This window comes from Martinezella tropici (assembly GCF_003287875.1).
Taxonomy (GTDB): Bacteria; Pseudomonadota; Alphaproteobacteria; order Rhizobiales; family Rhizobiaceae; genus Rhizobium; species Rhizobium tropici_C.
In genome coordinates, this window is sequence record NZ_QMKK01000025.1 from 224,273 (window position 1) to 240,545 (window position 16,273).

Annotated in this window: 16 protein-coding genes; 7 read left to right on the forward strand and 9 right to left on the reverse strand. The window is 61.6% G+C overall.

Annotation, left to right across the window (positions count from 1 at the left end; all coding sequences use genetic code 11):
• Positions 1-6 precede the first annotated feature (6 nt).
• The 3 genes from DQ393_RS09150 (at position 7) to leuC (ending at position 2,571) form a co-directional block, all read left to right on the forward strand.
• Positions 7-885, forward strand: a complete 879-nt coding sequence (locus tag DQ393_RS09150) for an amino acid ABC transporter permease (protein ID WP_112341427.1) — start codon at positions 7-9, stop codon at positions 883-885.
• Between the two features lie 83 nt (positions 886-968).
• Positions 969-1,091, forward strand: a complete 123-nt coding sequence (locus DQ393_RS34105; RefSeq protein ID WP_280117190.1) for a hypothetical protein — start codon at positions 969-971, stop codon at positions 1,089-1,091.
• 70 nt (positions 1,092-1,161) lie between these two features.
• Positions 1,162-2,571 (forward strand): 3-isopropylmalate dehydratase large subunit, encoded by a 1,410-nt coding sequence (gene leuC / locus DQ393_RS09155; RefSeq protein ID WP_112341428.1) that lies wholly within the window; start codon positions 1,162-1,164, stop codon positions 2,569-2,571.
• A 210-nt stretch (positions 2,572-2,781) separates the two neighbouring features.
• Here the strand turns inward: leuC and DQ393_RS09160 are convergent, their stop codons facing one another.
• Positions 2,782-3,681, reverse strand: coding sequence for an EamA family transporter (locus DQ393_RS09160; RefSeq protein ID WP_112341429.1), 900 nt, complete (start codon positions 3,679-3,681; stop codon positions 2,782-2,784).
• A gap of 83 nt (positions 3,682-3,764) precedes the next feature.
• Between DQ393_RS09160 and DQ393_RS09165 the strand changes: the two genes are divergently transcribed.
• Positions 3,765-4,253: a MarR family winged helix-turn-helix transcriptional regulator gene (locus DQ393_RS09165; protein WP_112341430.1), complete on the forward strand. Its 489-nt coding sequence runs from the start codon at positions 3,765-3,767 to the stop codon at positions 4,251-4,253.
• Here the strand turns inward: DQ393_RS09165 and DQ393_RS09170 are convergent.
• The gene (locus DQ393_RS09170) at positions 4,230-5,156 is read right to left on the reverse strand and encodes a LysR family transcriptional regulator (protein ID WP_112341431.1); all 927 of its coding nucleotides are present in this window, start codon (positions 5,154-5,156) and stop codon (positions 4,230-4,232) included. The genes DQ393_RS09165 and DQ393_RS09170 overlap by 24 nt on opposite strands.
• A gap of 137 nt (positions 5,157-5,293) precedes the next feature.
• Between DQ393_RS09170 and DQ393_RS09175 the strand changes: the two genes are divergently transcribed.
• On the forward strand, positions 5,294-6,748 hold the full coding sequence (locus DQ393_RS09175; protein ID WP_112341432.1) for an MFS transporter: 1,455 nt from the start codon (positions 5,294-5,296) through the stop codon (positions 6,746-6,748).
• Positions 6,749-6,811: 63 nt separating this feature from the next.
• Here the strand turns inward: DQ393_RS09175 and DQ393_RS09180 are convergent, their stop codons facing one another.
• Positions 6,812-7,642, reverse strand: coding sequence for an aldo/keto reductase (locus DQ393_RS09180; RefSeq protein WP_112341433.1), 831 nt, complete (start codon positions 7,640-7,642; stop codon positions 6,812-6,814).
• 144 nt (positions 7,643-7,786) lie between these two features.
• Positions 7,787-8,335, reverse strand: a complete 549-nt coding sequence (locus DQ393_RS09185; protein WP_112341434.1) for a L,D-transpeptidase family protein — start codon at positions 8,333-8,335, stop codon at positions 7,787-7,789.
• 148 nt (positions 8,336-8,483) lie between these two features.
• Between DQ393_RS09185 and DQ393_RS09190 the strand changes: the two genes are divergently transcribed.
• Both DQ393_RS09190 and DQ393_RS09195 read left to right on the forward strand, forming a co-directional pair.
• Positions 8,484-9,167, forward strand: coding sequence for a response regulator transcription factor (locus tag DQ393_RS09190; RefSeq protein ID WP_092717256.1), 684 nt, complete (start codon positions 8,484-8,486; stop codon positions 9,165-9,167).
• 7 nt (positions 9,168-9,174) lie between these two features.
• Positions 9,175-9,630, forward strand: coding sequence for a cyclic nucleotide-binding domain-containing protein (locus tag DQ393_RS09195; RefSeq protein ID WP_112341435.1), 456 nt, complete (start codon positions 9,175-9,177; stop codon positions 9,628-9,630).
• Positions 9,631-9,644: 14 nt separating this feature from the next.
• On the opposite strand, the gene DQ393_RS09200 is transcribed toward DQ393_RS09195, so the two are convergent.
• From DQ393_RS09200 to DQ393_RS09220, 5 genes are all read right to left on the reverse strand, one after another.
• The gene (locus DQ393_RS09200; RefSeq protein WP_112341436.1) at positions 9,645-10,448 is read right to left on the reverse strand and encodes an exodeoxyribonuclease III; all 804 of its coding nucleotides are present in this window, start codon (positions 10,446-10,448) and stop codon (positions 9,645-9,647) included.
• A gap of 204 nt (positions 10,449-10,652) precedes the next feature.
• Positions 10,653-11,327, reverse strand: coding sequence for an outer-membrane lipoprotein carrier protein LolA (locus DQ393_RS09205; RefSeq protein ID WP_112341722.1), 675 nt, complete (start codon positions 11,325-11,327; stop codon positions 10,653-10,655).
• 139 nt (positions 11,328-11,466) lie between these two features.
• Entirely contained in the window at positions 11,467-14,142 is a 2,676-nt protein-coding gene (locus DQ393_RS09210; RefSeq protein ID WP_112341437.1) for an FtsK/SpoIIIE family DNA translocase, read from the reverse strand.
• A gap of 272 nt (positions 14,143-14,414) precedes the next feature.
• Positions 14,415-15,782, reverse strand: coding sequence for an ammonium transporter (locus DQ393_RS09215; RefSeq protein ID WP_112341438.1), 1,368 nt, complete (start codon positions 15,780-15,782; stop codon positions 14,415-14,417).
• 27 nt (positions 15,783-15,809) lie between these two features.
• Positions 15,810-16,160 (reverse strand): P-II family nitrogen regulator, encoded by a 351-nt coding sequence (locus DQ393_RS09220; protein ID WP_034509110.1) that lies wholly within the window; start codon positions 16,158-16,160, stop codon positions 15,810-15,812.
• Positions 16,161-16,273: the final 113 nt, after the last annotated feature.

Genomic DNA, 16,273 nt, shown 5'->3' on the forward strand with positions numbered 1-16,273 from the left:
GCTCTGATGGCACCTTTGGCAGGTCCGGGCGGGCACCGCGGCAAGGAAGACTTTCCCTGGTGGCTGGTCGCCCTCGCTATCCTCGGCATCGCCGCCTCATTCGTAATTGCGGCGAACGGCCTCTATGCCCAGATTTTCTCTCTTCTGCTGAATGGCATCGGCGTCACGGTCTTCGTGACGCTGGTGGCCTTTACGCTAGCCATGCTGCTCGGCCTGGCGCTGGCGCTGCTCGGTCTTTCCGATTTCCTCGTGCTGCGACAGGTGGCGCGCTTTTATATCGAGATCGTGCGCGGCATCCCGATGCTGGTGCTGCTCTCCTATGTCGCCTTCGTCGGCACACCGGCCTTTGTCGCCGTCTATAACTTCATCACGTCTCCATTGGCCTCCGCAGGCTGGGCGACGCCCCTCGTCACCCGCGATGTGCCTTTCGTCTGGCGCACGATCATCGCGCTGACGATCGGCTATTCGTCCTTCATCGCCGAAATCTTCCGCGCTGGCATCCAGGCGGTCGACCAGGGCCAGATCGAAGCGGCAAAGGCCTTGGGCCTCAGCCGCTTCCAGCGCTTCCGGCTTGTCGTCTTCCCCCAGGCGATCCGCGTCATCCTGCCGCCGCTGTCGAATGATTTCATCGCCATGGTGAAGGACAGTTCGCTCGTGTCCGTGCTCGGCGTCGCCGATATCAGCCAGCTCGCCAAGCTCTATTACTCGGCCAATTTCCGCTACTTCGAAACGCTGTCGATCCTCGCCTTCATCTACCTGCTGCTGACGATCGGCCTGTCGCTGCTGCTCAGGCAACTCGAAGCCTGGATGCGCCGCCGCTCAGGCAGCGACCGCTCCGCTTTCCCTCGCTTGGCGGCGGGCCAACCGCCAGGCGCACAGGTGTGATTGGTCCGGCCGGATCCCGGCCGTTCCGATACAGCCTGTCGTCGCCATTGCCGAAGGTTTTGAAAATTGATATGAGCATGGCCATGAGTAAGATCATGAGCAAAGACGGACGATACGTCACGGCTTTCGTGCTGCAGGACCATAAGCGCCTGCCGGCACGATTCTTTGCGATGATTTCGGGCGCGCTCAACAGCCGACTTCGCTGATCACACCCGAGGCCGGCGGTCCTGATCCGTCAACCCCCATCTTCGATAATGCCAATATGGATTTGTAGCCATGAGCGCTCCACGCACACTGTACGATAAAATCTGGGACGACCATCTGGTCGACGCCCAAGAAGACGGCACCTGTCTTCTCTATATCGACCGTCATCTCGTTCACGAGGTGACGTCGCCGCAGGCTTTCGAAGGTCTGCGCATGTCCGGCCGCAAGGTTCACGCGCCGCAGAAGACGCTGGCTGTCGTCGACCACAATGTCCCGACCTCGCCGGATCGCCACCTCGGCATCAAGAACGAGGAAAGCCGCATTCAGGTCGAGCAGCTCGCCAAGAATGCCGCCGAATTCGGCGTGGAATACTACTCCGAGAACGACAAGCGTCAGGGCATCGTTCACATCATCGGTCCTGAGCAGGGCTTCACCCTGCCCGGCATGACCATCGTCTGCGGTGACAGCCACACCTCGACCCACGGCGCCTTCGGCTCCCTGGCCCATGGTATCGGCACCTCCGAAGTCGAACATGTGCTTGCCACGCAGACGCTGATCCAGAAAAAGGCCAAGAACATGCTGGTGCAGGTCGACGGCCAGCTTCCGCCGGGCGTCACCGCCAAGGACATTATCCTCGCCATCATAGGCGAAATCGGCACCGCAGGCGGCACCGGCTACGTCATCGAATATGCTGGCGAAGCCATTCGCTCGCTATCGATGGAAGGCCGCATGACCATCTGCAACATGTCGATCGAAGGCGGCGCCCGCGCTGGCCTGATCGCTCCGGATGAGGTCACCTTCGAATATATCAAGGGCAAGCCGCGCGCGCCGAAGGGCGAAGCGCTGGAACAGGCGATCGCCTACTGGAAGACGCTGAAGTCCGACGAAGGCGCGCATTACGACCGCATCGTCAAGCTCGATGCCGCAAGCCTGCCGCCGATCGTCTCCTGGGGTTCCTCGCCGGAAGACGTCATCTCCGTTCAGGGTATCGTTCCGAACCCGGACGAAATCCAGGACGAGACCAAGCGCGCCTCCAAGTGGCGTGCGCTCGACTATATGGGCCTGAAGCCGGGCACCCCGATGACCGAGATCAACATCGATCGCGTCTTCATCGGCTCCTGTACCAATGGCCGCATCGAAGACCTGCGCGCTGTCGCCAAGGTCGTCGAAGGCAAGACGGTTGCTTCCACGGTCAACGCCATGATCGTGCCGGGCTCCGGCCTCGTGAAGGAACAGGCCGAGGCCGAAGGCCTCGACAAGATCTTCAAGGCTGCCGGCTTCGACTGGCGCGAGCCTGGCTGTTCCATGTGCCTCGCCATGAACGACGACCGCCTGAAGCCGGGCGAGCGCTGCGCCTCGACCTCGAACCGCAACTTCGAAGGCCGCCAGGGCTTCAAGGGCCGCACCCATCTGGTCTCGCCGGCCATGGCCGCAGCTGCCGCAATCGCAGGCCACTTCGTCGATATCCGCGAGTGGAAGTGATCGGCCTGAAGGCATGAATGACGAAGGGCGGCTGCAAGGGCCGCCCTTTTCGTTTGTAGGCAGAGCAGCCGCATATGAGGTGAGGTCGGTGCCGCGCACTTCTTCTCCCCTCGGGGAGAAGGTGCCGCCAAGCGGATGAGGGGTGCCCCGCCAAGCGCACTGAAATTCATGAATTCTGCCGGTGAAATCCCCTCATCCGACCTCATGAGTTTATCGAAGGGCGGGCCACCTTCTCCCCGAGGGGGAAGAGGGTTGAGCGGCCGGACCCAGCTGCGCTCGCTGGCTGAGCCAGACGCTGGCGAGCACGGTGACGATGCCAAAGATCTGCATCGGGCTCAGCTGCTGGCCGAGCACGGCCCACCCCAGGATGACCGCCGTCGTCGGGCTGAGGAAGCCGAGCGGCGAGACCATAGAGGGCTCCAGCCGCGACAGACCCTGAAACCAGAGAATATAGGTGAGTGCTGCGCCGATCAGCCCGAGATAGGCGAAGCCGAGAATGTTGGCTCCGGTCAGATGCGGCAGCGGCGGCTCAAGCAGCAGCGCCACTGGCAGCAAAAGCACACCGCCTGCCGTCAATTGCCATGCCGTGAAGGTCAGCGGCGAGACATCAGGCCGCCAGCGGCGGCTGAGGACGGTGCCGGCTGCCATGGAGAAAGCACCGCCGATGCCCGCAACAATGCCGATCGGATCGAGCGTCGCATTCGGCGTCAGGATCAGCAGCCCGACACCGCCGATGCCGGCAATCGCGGCAACAATCGAAAGACTACGGATCGGCGAGCCCAGCAGCAACCGCGCCAGCACGATGACGATCAGCGGCTGGACGGCACCGACCGTCGCGGCCACGCCACCGGGCAGCCGATAAGCCGAAATGAACAGCAGCCACCAGAAGATGGAGAAATTCAGCGCCCCAAGAACCAGCGACTTCAGCCACCAGACCCCATGCGGCAGCCGCCGCACGATCAGGAGCAGCAACAAGCCGGCCGGCAGCGCCCGCAGCATGGCGACAGTCAGTGGATAACCGACCGGCAGAAGCTGCGTCGTTACCAAATAGGTGCTGCCCCAGATCGCCGGCGCGATGGCGGTGAGCAACAGGTCGAAATTGCGATTCATGGCATCAGTCTCGAAATTTATCTTGACCTCAAGATAAATCGAAATGTCTTGACGTCAAGATAAAATCATGGCGAGGTCTTGACATGGATCGCATCGATAAAATTCTCGCGCAGTGGCGCCGCGAACGGCCGGATCTCGACACGACGGCCATGGGCCTGTTCGGGCGCATGCGCAATCTCGCGCTCCATCTCTCCCGCGAGATGGAGAAGACCTTCGGCCGTTTCGGCCTGAACGCGGCGAACTTCGACATGCTGGCGACCCTGCGCCGCTCGGGGGAGCCCTATACTCTCTCCCCTAGTGATCTGATGGATACGATGATGGTGTCGTCGGGCACGATGACCAATCGCATCGATCAGCTGGAGAGGGCCGGCCTCGTCACGCGCAGCCAGAACCCGGATGATGGCCGCAGCTTCCTGATATCCCTGACGCCGAAAGGCTTCGAGCTTATCGATGCGGCGGTGACGGCACATGTCGAAACGCAGGCACGCCTGATCTCCACTCTTTCCGAAGGCGAACGAAAGGCTTTTGACCGCCTGCTACGCAATTATCTAGCCGACTTCGAATCCAGTTGATCGCTCCGAACGCCGCTCGGCGCAGACATCGCGAATGCAGCCCCGCAGCCAGCGATGCGCCGGATCCGCATCCATCCGCGGATGCCAGAGCAGCGAGATCATGACGTCCGATGTCGGCACCGGCAGTGCGAAACTGTACATGTCAACACGCAGATTGCCCGTATAACGCTCCGGCACACTGACGATCAGGTCGGAGGCGCGCACCAAGGCCAGCGCAGCCGAGAAGCTGCCGACAATCGTTGCGATCTGTCGCTTCAGGCCCAGCTTTTCCAGCATCTCGTCGATCTGCCCTTTTTGGAGGCCGCGCCGCGAAACGAGGATATGCTGTCCCGCGGCGTAGCGCTCCGGCGTCACAACACCCTCGCTCAACGGATGTCGGCGCCGGACCACGCCGATGAAGCGATCGCGGAACAGCGCCTGCGTCCTGAGCTCCGGACCTGTATCGCCGCCGACAATACCAGTCTCGAAGTCGATCGTCCCATCGCGCAAAGGTGTGCTGTCCTTGTCCAACTTCTGCGTGAAGTAGAGCCGAACGCCAGGCGCCTGCTCAGCAATGCGCGCAATCAGTTCGGCACCAAAGTTCTCCACGAAGCCTTCGCGGGTGCGCAGCGTGAAGATTCGAGCAAGCTGCTTCAGATCGAGGCTTTGGGCGGGCCGCAAGGCGGCCTCCGCCTCCTGAATGAGATGACCGACGCGCTCGCGTAGCTCCAGCGCCCGCGGCGTCGGCACGAGCCCCCGCCCCGCCCGAACCAGCAGCGGATCCCCCATCGTCTCGCGCAGGCGCGCCAGCTGCCGGCTCATCGCCGATGGGCTCAGCCGCAGCCTCCGGGCAGCACGCGCAACGCTGCCTTCGGCAAGCAGGACATTCAGGGTAACAAGCAGGTTGAGATCGGGCGTGGACATGAGGAGAGCATAGCACGGTTTGTATAAGATATAGCGTCAAACGCACGAATGAAGTGCAAATGCTGCGCATTCCGCCATATCGCGTCGAGAACTACCTTTCTGCCGGGACTTTTTAGACGTCACCAGAAATGGAGCTCATGTTGCAGCCAATCATCGAAAATCCGGGCAAAGCCGGCCACACAAAATCAGCATCCTCGACCCGCTGGGCGCTCGCCAGCCTCTCGCTTTCCATGCTGATGCCGTCGCTCGGCACCAGCATTGCCAATATCGCTCTGCCGACACTTGCACAGGCATTCGGCGCCTCCTTCCAGCAGGCGCAATGGATCGTGCTTGCCTATCTGCTCGCTATCACCACGCTGATCGTCAGCGTCGGGCGCCTGGGCGACATTTTCGGCCGGCGGCGCCTGCTGCTGATCGGAATCAGCCTCTTCACCCTCGCCTCCCTTTTCTGCGGCATCGCTCCGACGCTTTCCCTCCTGCTTGCCGCCAGAGCTTTTCAGGGCCTAGGCGCAGCAATGATGATGGCGCTCACTGTCGCGATGGTCGGCGAAACCGTTCCCAAGGAGAGGACCGGCAGCGCCATGGGCCTGCTCGGCACCATGTCTGCGATCGGCACCACGCTCGGCCCGTCGCTCGGCGGCATCCTGATCGCCGGCTTCGGCTGGAAGACCATCTTCCTGATCAACGTGCCGCTCGGCATTGTAAACGTCCTGCTCGCCGCGCGCTTCCTGTCGGCGGATCGTCCGAACGAAAAAACCACGCAGGGGCGGCCGGATGCGATCGGCACCCTGCTGCTGGCGCTGACGCTTGCCGCCTATGCGCTGGCAATGACCATAGGGCGCGGCAGCTTCGGCGGGGTAAATATCGGCCTCCTGCTGGCCACGGCTTTCGGAACGGCACTGTTCCTGCTTTCGCAAGCCAAGGTGAAATCGCCGCTGCTGCGCCTTTCCATGTTCCGCGATTCGACGCTGACGGCGGGCCTTGCCATGAGCACATTGGTTTCGACCGTGATGATGGCGACGCTGGTGGTCGGCCCCTTCTACCTCTCTTCCGCACTCGGTTTCGACGCGGCTGAAGTCGGCGCCATCATGTCGGCGGGTCCGCTGGTGGCGGCATTGATGGGCGTGCCGGCAGGCCGCATCGTCGACCGTTTCGGCACTCACCGCATGACGATCGCAGGCCTCGCCGGCATGATAGCCGGCCTCTTCCTGCTCTCGGCCATGCAAGGTAGGTTCGGAGCGGCCGGTTACATCGGGCCGATCGCCGTCGTCACGGCAAACTACGCGCTGTTTCAGGCGGCCAATAACACCATGGTCATGACTGATATCCAATCCGAGCAGCGCGGCGTCATATCGGGTATGCTGAACCTGTCGCGAAATCTCGGCCTGATCACCGGCGCATCCGTCATGGGCGCAGTCTTCACGCTGGCCTCGGGAACCACGGACATTACCACCGCAGCGCCGCAGGCGGTGGCAAGCGGAATGCAGATCACCTTTGCGGTGGCCGCTCTGCTAATCGTCGGGGCATCGGCAATCGCACTCACCGGTTTTGCCTGCGCGAAGCGAGCGTCTTTTTCAGAAGAAGCGCTATGATCCGCTTATAGCGAAAAGGCCGGACGCAAATGCTTCCGGCCCTCCAGAGTTCGATTTCTGAAATCAAAAGCTCGCCGTCAGCGGATCCGGACCGATGCGACCGCCAGCCGAATCGAGCTTGGCGATCTCGGCCAGATCGTCGCCATCGAGCTTGAAATCGAAAACCCTGAGGTTTTCCTCGATGCGGCTCGGGGTCACCGACTTCGGGATGACGATCAGGCCGTTGTCGATATGCCAGCGGATGATGACCTGCGCCGGCGTGCGGCCGTGCTTGGCGGCGACCTTGCCGATAACGGCATTGGTGAGAAGCTTGCCCTGGCCGAGCGGGCTCCAGGATTCCGTCTTGATGCCGAGCTTGTCGTGCACCTCGCGAAGCGCCTTCTGCTGGAAGGTCGGGTGCAGCTCGATCTGATTGAGCACAGGTGTCACGCCGGTTTCGCCGATGATGCGGTCAAGATGCTCCTTGGCGAAGTTGGAAACGCCGATCGACCGCGCGCGGCCTTCTTCCTTGAGACGGACGAAAGCCTTCCAGGTATCGAGATAGCGGTTGCGATGCGGTGACGGCCAGTGGATGAGGTATAGATCGACGTAATCAGTGCCGAGGCGCTTCAGGCTTTGGTCGAAGGCCTTCAGCGTGGAATCGAAGCCCTGCTCCTCGTTCCAGAGTTTGGTTGTGAGATAGATGTCCTTGCGGGCGACGCCAGACTGGCGCATGCCTTCGCCGACGCCATCCTCGTTGGCATAAATGGCCGCCGTATCGACATGGCGGTAGCCGGCTTTCAGCGCTGTGCTGACCGCCATCGGCGCGACGTTTTCCGGCGTCTGCCAGACGCCGAGGCCGACCTGCGGAATGGAATTGCCGTCATTGAAAGTGATTGTCGGTTGCGTGGTCACGATAAGTCTCCAAAGGATGAGAGAGGGTGGAGTGAAGGCGTGATTTTAAATTCGAAATGAAAGGACCGGGCCAAGCCCTGCGCGGGCGCGCCGGTAAAAGCCCATATGGTCGAGGATGTTGGAATTCTAACCCCGGGCCGCCGCTCAGACAACCCGGATAGTCGTTCCCTTGCGCAACAGCGGAAGGATGCGCTGCATGTCGCGAAGACTGATCGCAACGCATCCTGCCGTCGGCTCGTAGCCCGGCCTGATCAGATGGAAGAAGATCGCCGAGCCGCAATGACGCCGGCGCGAAGTCACGTTCCAGTCGAGCACGAGACATATGTCATAGAGACCGTCGCTCCGCCGCATTTCCTCGTGGCCCGGCTTGAAGGGAGCCTTCACCAGCCTGTTGTAGTTGGCATTGTCAGGCTGATCGCACCAGAGCATGTCCTTGCGGATACGCCGCATCGGCAGGCTCGTCTTGAGAAAGCGGACGTGATCGCCGCGCGTGAAGCCATAAAGCAGCTTCATGCAGGCGATCGGCGTCGCGCCGTCCCCTTCCCGCTTCAAGATGCTGCGCCCCGATCTGCCGATTGCCGCCGGCATGACAAGTGATCCGATCTGCACCAGCGCTCGGGTCCTCTTGCCCGGCGCGGGGCGCACGACGATGGTGGAAGCGGTCCGCCTGACCGCCGCCCTTGTCTTTTCCATTTTCCTCACATGTTTTTGCTTTGCGTGTGATTTCATTTGAAATCATAGCAGTTTCAGTCAAACGACCAAGCCTGAGCCGCGTCGCGACTTGCCAAAAATGCAATTTGGCGTAGGACTTAGGTGGGATTAGAACGAGGATCCGAACGGCATGACCGCACGCACCATTCTCCTGGTGGACGATGATAACGACCTTCGCGAGATGCTGGTCGAGCAATTGTCGCTTTACGAGGAATTCAACGTCCTGCAGGAAGCCACCGCCGGAAAGGGCGTGCAGACCGCGCGCACCGTGCCTGTCGATCTCCTCATCATGGATGTCGGGCTGCCTGACATGGACGGCCGCGAAGCGGTGAAACTGCTGCGCAAGAACGGCTTCAAGGCGCCGATCATCATGTTGACGGGCCATGACACTGATTCCGACACCATCCTCGGCCTGGAAGCCGGCGCGAATGATTACGTGACCAAGCCTTTCCGCTTCGCCGTGCTGCTCGCCCGCATCCGCGCGCAATTGCGCCAGCACGAGCAGAGCGAAGATGCGACCTTCACTGTAGGACGCTACCTCTTCAAGCCGAGCCAGAAGCTGCTCACCACGGAAGACGGGCAGAAGATCCGGCTCACGGAAAAGGAAGCCGCCATCATCCGGTATCTCTATCGGGCCGACCAGAAGGTCGTGACCCGCGATATCCTTCTCGAAGAAGTCTGGGGCTATAATTCCGGCGTCACCACCCATACGCTCGAAACCCACGTCTACCGCCTCCGCCAGAAAATCGAGCGCGACCCTTCCAATGCCGAGATCCTGGTGACGGAAAACGGCGGTTACAAGATCATTCCATAGGCGATCGATGGCGCTGAACGACGATATCCGACTGCTGTCGCAACTGCCGCTGTTTCACGGCATGGGCGATGAGCCGCTGCGGCTGATCGCTTTCGGCGCCGACCGCCGCCATGTGAATGAGGGCCAGACGCTGTTCCGGGAAAAATCGCCGGCCGAATGCGCCTATGTCATCACGCGAGGCAGTTTCGAGCTCAGCATCATCGATGCCGACGGCCAGAAACAGGTGGAAGCGATAGTCCAGGCAGGCACCATGCTTTCGGAACTGGCGATGGTGACCTTGGTGGAGCGGAAATACACGGCTGTTGCCGCCGAGGAATCCGACGTGATCCGCATCACGCGTGCCCTCTTCCACCGGCTGATCGAGGAATATCCCGACGCCGGCCTGCTGATCCAGAACCGCATCCGCGAAAACTTCGCAACACTTGCGCGGCAAGCGGCCGCATTGCTCGGCCGCTTTTCTTGAAAAACTCGCCCCACTCAGAGATTGAAATGCGCCGTCACGGGCACATGGTCGGACGGACGATCCCAGCCGCGCGCCGCCTTGAGGATATCGATCCGCTGCAGGAGCGGGCCGAGATCGGAGGATGACCAGATGTGGTCGAGGCGGCGGCCGCGATCGGCAGCCTCCCAATCCTTGGCGCGGTAGCTCCACCACGTATAGAGCTTTTCGTTTTCCGGCACGTGCTGGCGCATGAGATCGAGCCAGGCGCCGCGCTTCATCACCTCGATCAGCCCGTCGGTTTCCACTGGCGTATGGCTGACGATCTTCAGCAGCTGCTTATGCGACCAGACGTCATGCTCCAGCGGCGCGATATTGAGATCGCCGACGAGGATCGCGGAGGTATTCTGTTCGGCATTGGCATGCAGCCGCTTCATTTCCTCGATGAAATCGAGCTTGTGGCCGAACTTCGGATTGATGGTCCGATCCGGCTCGTCGCCACCGGCCGGGACGTAGAAATTATGCAGGCGCACGCGCCGGCCGCCACGCTCGAAGATCGCCGAGATATGCCTGCTGTCACCGACATTGCAATAATCCTGCCGATGATCCTCGCTCAACGGGATGCGCGAGGCGATCGCGACGCCATGATAGCCCTTCTGGCCGTGGACGATGATGTGTTCATAGCCGAGGGCGCGTAAGGGAGCATAGGGGAAAAGCTCGTTCGGAACCTTGGTTTCCTGCAGGCAGAGGATGTCGGGCCGGGCCTGCATGACGAACTGCTCGACGATGGGCATGCGCAGCCGCACCGAGTTGATGTTCCACGTCGCAATCGACAATCCCATGCCCGAACCTTTCCCCAAGAACAATTCCAGGAAAAGTGCGCAGCGGTTTTCCGTCCGGAATTGCGTCAAAACAGACAGCCGGAACAGCCGGGCGATTCGGTGAAACGCTAGGCCCTCCAGTCAGGTCTAAGGCTTTAGACCGGCCGCCACGGAAAGGAAAGCGCCATTCGGCACTTACCCTGCGGCCGAATGTGGAGAGGGCGATCAGCGGGTATAATCGATGCGGAAAACACTGTCGTCGAAGGCGACATTGGTCTTCACATTGTTGATGATGACGTCGGTCGTCTTGCCCTGCGGATCGATCACGGTCCATTGGCGCAGATCGTAGCTCTTCGAATCGAAAATCATCGTGATGGTGGAATCACCGAAGACGGTACGGTTGCCGAGCGTGATCTTGGTGAGATCCGGTTTGGAATCGACATCGCGCACCATATCGGCGGAAAGGTCGATCTTATTGGCCAGCAGCAGGCTCAGCGGCGTCTTCGACAGCTGATACATGTTTCTGGTTTGCGTCTGGTCGTTGATGACCTGCACGTTATTGCCATCGCAGATGACGCGCATGCGGGACGGCGGATCGTAGTTGAAACGCATCTTGCCGGGGCGCTGGATGAAAAAAGAGCCGCTCATCTGATCGCCGCGCGGGCCGATCTGCAGGAAACCGCCCTTCATCGTCTTGATGGACGAGAAGTGATCGGCAATGGCCTGGGCGATACCGGGATTGAGGGCGGCTGTCGCCGGCTGTGCCTGTGTTTGCGCCTGCGCCTGTGCAAAAGCCGAAACCGGCAGCGTGCCCGCCGCGCCGACCGCGACCACGACGCCGAGGAAATGCCGGCGGGTCAGGGAAAGTCGGCTGGACGGCTGCGCATCAAACTTGGTCATCGAATTCTCCTTCATGCTTTGTCCATGGCGCGCAAAATCGGCGTCTTCATGGCGCGGCGGCCCATGTGCGGTTGTTGGGCCACAATCAAATTTTCCTGAGCATAGCCCGGATATGCGACGCGGAAAGGGCCTGCGGCCCTCAGCGATCCAGAATATCGGCTTTAGTGGGAACGAGAATCTCGCGCTTGCCGGCATGATTGGCCGGGCCGATCACGCCCTCCTCCTCCATCCGCTCGATAAGCGAGGCGGCACGGTTGTAGCCGATGCCGAGACGGCGCTGGATGTATGAGGTCGAAGCCTTGCCGTCGTTGAGAACAATCGCGACCGCCTGATCGTAGGGGTCTTCCGAATCGGCAAGATTGGATGTGCCCGCCGGACCATGGCCGTCATCGTCATCCTCGTCGTCATCGGCAGTGATCGCATCGAGATATTGCGGTGCGCCCTGCGTCTTCAGATAGGCGACGATATCTTCCACCTCGCCATCGGAGACGAAGGGGCCGTGGACGCGCTGGATGCGTCCGCCGCCGGCCATGTAGAGCATGTCGCCCATGCCGAGCAGCTGTTCCGCTCCCTGTTCGCCGAGAATGGTGCGGCTGTCGATCTTCGAGGTCACCTGGAAGGAAATGCGGGTCGGGAAGTTCGCCTTGATCGTGCCGGTGATGACGTCGACGGAGGGACGCTGCGTCGCCATGATGACGTGGATGCCGGCGGCACGCGCCATCTGCGCCAAGCGCTGCACCGCGCCTTCGATATCCTTGCCGGCGACCATCATCAGATCGGCCATCTCGTCGATGATGACGACGATATAGGGCATCGGCTTCAGGTCGAATTCTTCCGTCTCATAGATCGCCTCGCCGGTTTGGCGGTCGAAGCCGGTCTGCACCGTGCGGCTGATCGCCTCGCCCTTGGCGACGGCCTGCTCGACGCGGCTGTTGAAGCCGTCGATGTTGCGCACGCCGATCTTCGACATCTTCTTATAGCGCTCTTCCATCTCGCGGACGGTCCATTTGAGCGCGACGACAGCCTTCTTGGGGTCGGTGACGACAGGCGACAGGAGGTGCGGGATACCGTCATAGACGGAGAGTTCGAGCATCTTGGGATCGATCATGATCAGGCGGCATTGCTCGGGCGTCATGCGGTAGAGCAGCGACAGGATCATGGTATTGATGGCAACGGATTTACCCGAGCCGGTGGTGCCGGCAACAAGCAGATGCGGCATCTTGGCGAGATCGGCAATCACGGGCTCGCCGCCGATCGTCTTGCCGAGCGACATGGCAAGCTTGGCCTTGGAGGTCTCGAAATCGCGGCTGGCGATGAGCTCGCGCAGATAGACCGTCTCGCGCGTCGAATTCGGCAGCTCGATGCCGATCGCATTGCGACCGGGAACGACGGCGACGCGGGCGGCGATCGCGCTCATCGAGCGGGCGATATCGTCGGCAAGGCCGATGACGCGAGACGACTTGATGCCGGGCGCCGGCTCCAGCTCGTAAAGTGTTACGACGGGGCCGGGACGGACATGGATAATTTCGCCTTTGACGCCGAAATCCTCCAGCACCCCTTCGAGCATGCGGGCATTCTGCTCCAGCGCATCGGCGGAGAGCGTCGCATCGCGGGCGACCGCCTTCGGCTCGGCGAGCAGATGGACGGCCGGAAGCTGGAAGCCATAGGGGCGGATGAAGGAGGTCTGTGCCTCGCGCTCGGCCCGCGCGCCGGGCTTCGGGCGCGGCGCGGCCGGCGTGACGCGGTGGCCGGCAGCAGCTCCCCTCGGTGAGGCCGGGGTCAACGGCCAGTCCTCGTCATCGTCATCGGGCAGGATGCCGGCCGGACGCGGCGGATCACGATCATAGATCGAATCATCGTCCTCATCCTCATCATCGCCGAGGCTGATCGACGGCGCGGATACGACCCGGCGTGCTGCTGGACCATCCATGGACGGCTCAAGGCGATCGCCGCGGGCAACCGGCGCCTTGGCGCGCACGGGTTCGTTCAGGGTGCCGAATTCGTCGTCGTTGAAATCATAAGGCGCATCGAAGGCGTGGTCGCGACGCTTGCGCGGACCCATGCCGAACAGACGGCGAAGGCGGGCCTGGGCATTGTACCATGCATGCATGACGGCACCGAAGGCGAGGAAATTGCCAAGGAAACCGCCGCGGTCGTCATCCTCGTCTTCATCGCCCACCCGGCGGGCGCGGCTGCGCGTTTCTTCGTAATCCTCGTCGCCCTCCTCATCCTCGACCAGGCTTTCGCCGATCACGCCGGAGGCAAAGAGCATGAGCCAGATGGCCGGAATGGCGAGAAGCGAGCCGATGATGGTGGCGACGACGCCGCTCGGATAGGTGCCGATGAACAAGGCGGGAAAGCGCAGGAGAAGGTCGCCGACCACGCCGCCGATGCCGTTCGGGATCGGCCAGGTCGGCGGCGCCGGAAAGCAGGCGATGGAGCCGGCCGCAACAATGCAGCCGCCGAACCAGGCGCCGAGCCGCGAGGGTACGCGATGAAGCTTGCGATTGGAAATCAAAGCGAAGGCCCAGGCGACGATCGGCAGCAGCGCCAGCACCGAGGCAAGGCCGAGCGACTGCATCATGATGTCGGCAAAGGCAGCACCAGGAAAACCGAGAAGATTGGTCGGCGCATTGGCCGTTGCGTAGGAATAGCTGGGATCCATGACGTTCCACGTCGCCAGCGCTGCCACGGCGAGCGCCAACAGGAACAGCAATGCGAAGCCCGTCAGGCCCTTGACTTGACGCCAAACGACACTCGATAGCGATAAACGGTCTGGCCGACCGCTCAACGCCGCCGAATTGCTTCTGCCCATGATATCCAGCCCCGTTCCTTGTCGATAGCGCAAGCGAATCGGTCTATGCCCACTCGCCGGCAGGTTAGCCCTACCTAATCAGAGGAGGGTTAATGGCATGTTAACCATGCGCCGCAGCCCCACGAATCGCCGATTTTACAGCCCGCTCAGTTGTACAAACAAAAAGGGCCCGAACCGGGGTTCGGGCCAAAAGCGGCCTATTTGCAATGAAACAGGTCGCGACGGGACGTTCAGCGATGCCGGAGGTCTTGCCCCGGCATCGCAAGCTCCAATCAGGAATTGTGGTATGCGGCTTCGCCGTGGGAGGCGAGGTCGAGACCTTCGCGCTCGGCTTCCGGAGCAACCCGCAGGCCGATGATGACGTCGACGACCTTGTAGAGGATGGCGGAGCCGATGCCGCACCACAGGATGGTGGTGACGACGGCGGTCAGCTGCACGACGACCTGGCTGCTCATGGTGACGCCTTCGGCATAGCCGACACCGCCGAGCGAGGCGCTGGCGAAGATGCCGGTTGCAATGGCGCCAAAGATACCGCCGATGCAGTGTACGCCGAAGACGTCGGCCGTATCGTCGTAGCCGAACTTGTTCTTCACGACCGAGACGAAGAAGTAGCACAGCGGCGAAACAATGAGGCCCATGACGATCGCGCCCATCGGGCCGGCGATACCGGCGGCAGGCGTGATGGCGACGAGACCGGCGACCATGCCCGAGGCGCCGCCGAGCATGGAAGCCTTGCCGCGGGTGAAGGTTTCAACCAGCGACCAGGAGATGATGGCGGCTGCCGTTGCGATGAAGGTGTTGACGGTTGCGAGCATTGCGCCGCCGGATGCTTCAAGGTTCGAACCGGCATTAAAGCCGAACCAGCCAACCCAGAGCATGGATGCGCCGACCATGGTCAGCGTCATGGAATGCGGAGCCATCATGTCCTTGCCGAAACCGACGCGCTTGCCGACGAGAATGGCGCCGACGATGCCCGCGACACCGGCATTGATGTGAACGACGGTACCGCCAGCGAAGTCGAGAGCGCCCATCTTGAAGAGCATGCCGTTGGAATCCCAGACCATGTGAGCGATCGGGAAGTAGACGAAGGTCGCCCACAGCGCGCAGAAGAGCACGGCCGCGCCGAACTTGATGCGCTCGGCAAAGGCGCCGATGATCAGGGCCGGCGTGATGGCGGCAAAGGTCATCTGGAACAGCATGAAGATGAATTCAGGGATGACCACGCCCTTGGAGAAGGTTGCAGCCGTCGTCGAGGTCGAAACGCCCGAGAGGAACATCTTGGCCGTGCCGCCCCAATAGGGGCTGGTGCCGCCGCCGAAGGCGAAAGAATAGCCGTAGAGAACCCAGAGGATCATCACGACCGCGCCGATCATCGTGCACTGCATCAGAACCGAGAGCATGTTCTTGGCGCGGACGAGACCGCCGTAGAACAGCGCAAGACCCGGCACGAGCATGAAGAGCACGAGAATGGTGGAGATGAACATGAAGGCGGTATCGCCCTTGTCCGGAACCGGAGCTGCAGCGGTCGCAGCGGCGGCGGCCGGCGCGGCCTCCTGCGCGAGAGCGATCGCCGGCGCAAGCAGCGCCGCAGAAAGCGCGCCCACCCGTGCAAAGGTGGAGGAAAGCTTGGAAAATGACATGCAAATAACTCCCTGATCGGCCGTGTCTTACAGCGCTTCTGAATCGGTTTCGCCAGTACGGATGCGCACGGCATGGTCAATGGAATAGACAAAGATCTTGCCGTCGCCGATCTGGCCGGTCTTGGCGGCAGACGCGATTGCCTCGACGGCCTTGTCGACGATTTCGGATGCGACTGCGACTTCGATCTTCAGCTTCGGCAGGAAGCTGACGGCATATTCGGTGCCGCGATAGATTTCAGTGTGCCCCTTCTGGCGCCCGTAGCCCTTCACTTCGGTCACAGTCAGGCCCTGGATGCCGACAGCCGTGAGGGCCTCACGGACCTCATCGAGCTTGAACGGCTTGATAATGGCCATCACAATTTTCATCTGGTTTCCCATCCTTTGTTTACCCTCGGCACGGAGCCGACTCTCCTTGCCGCCGACGAGTGTTTCTGCAGCGACTGGCCATACACATTCAAAGGACGTGCCAGATTCGTGACACATTTATAACT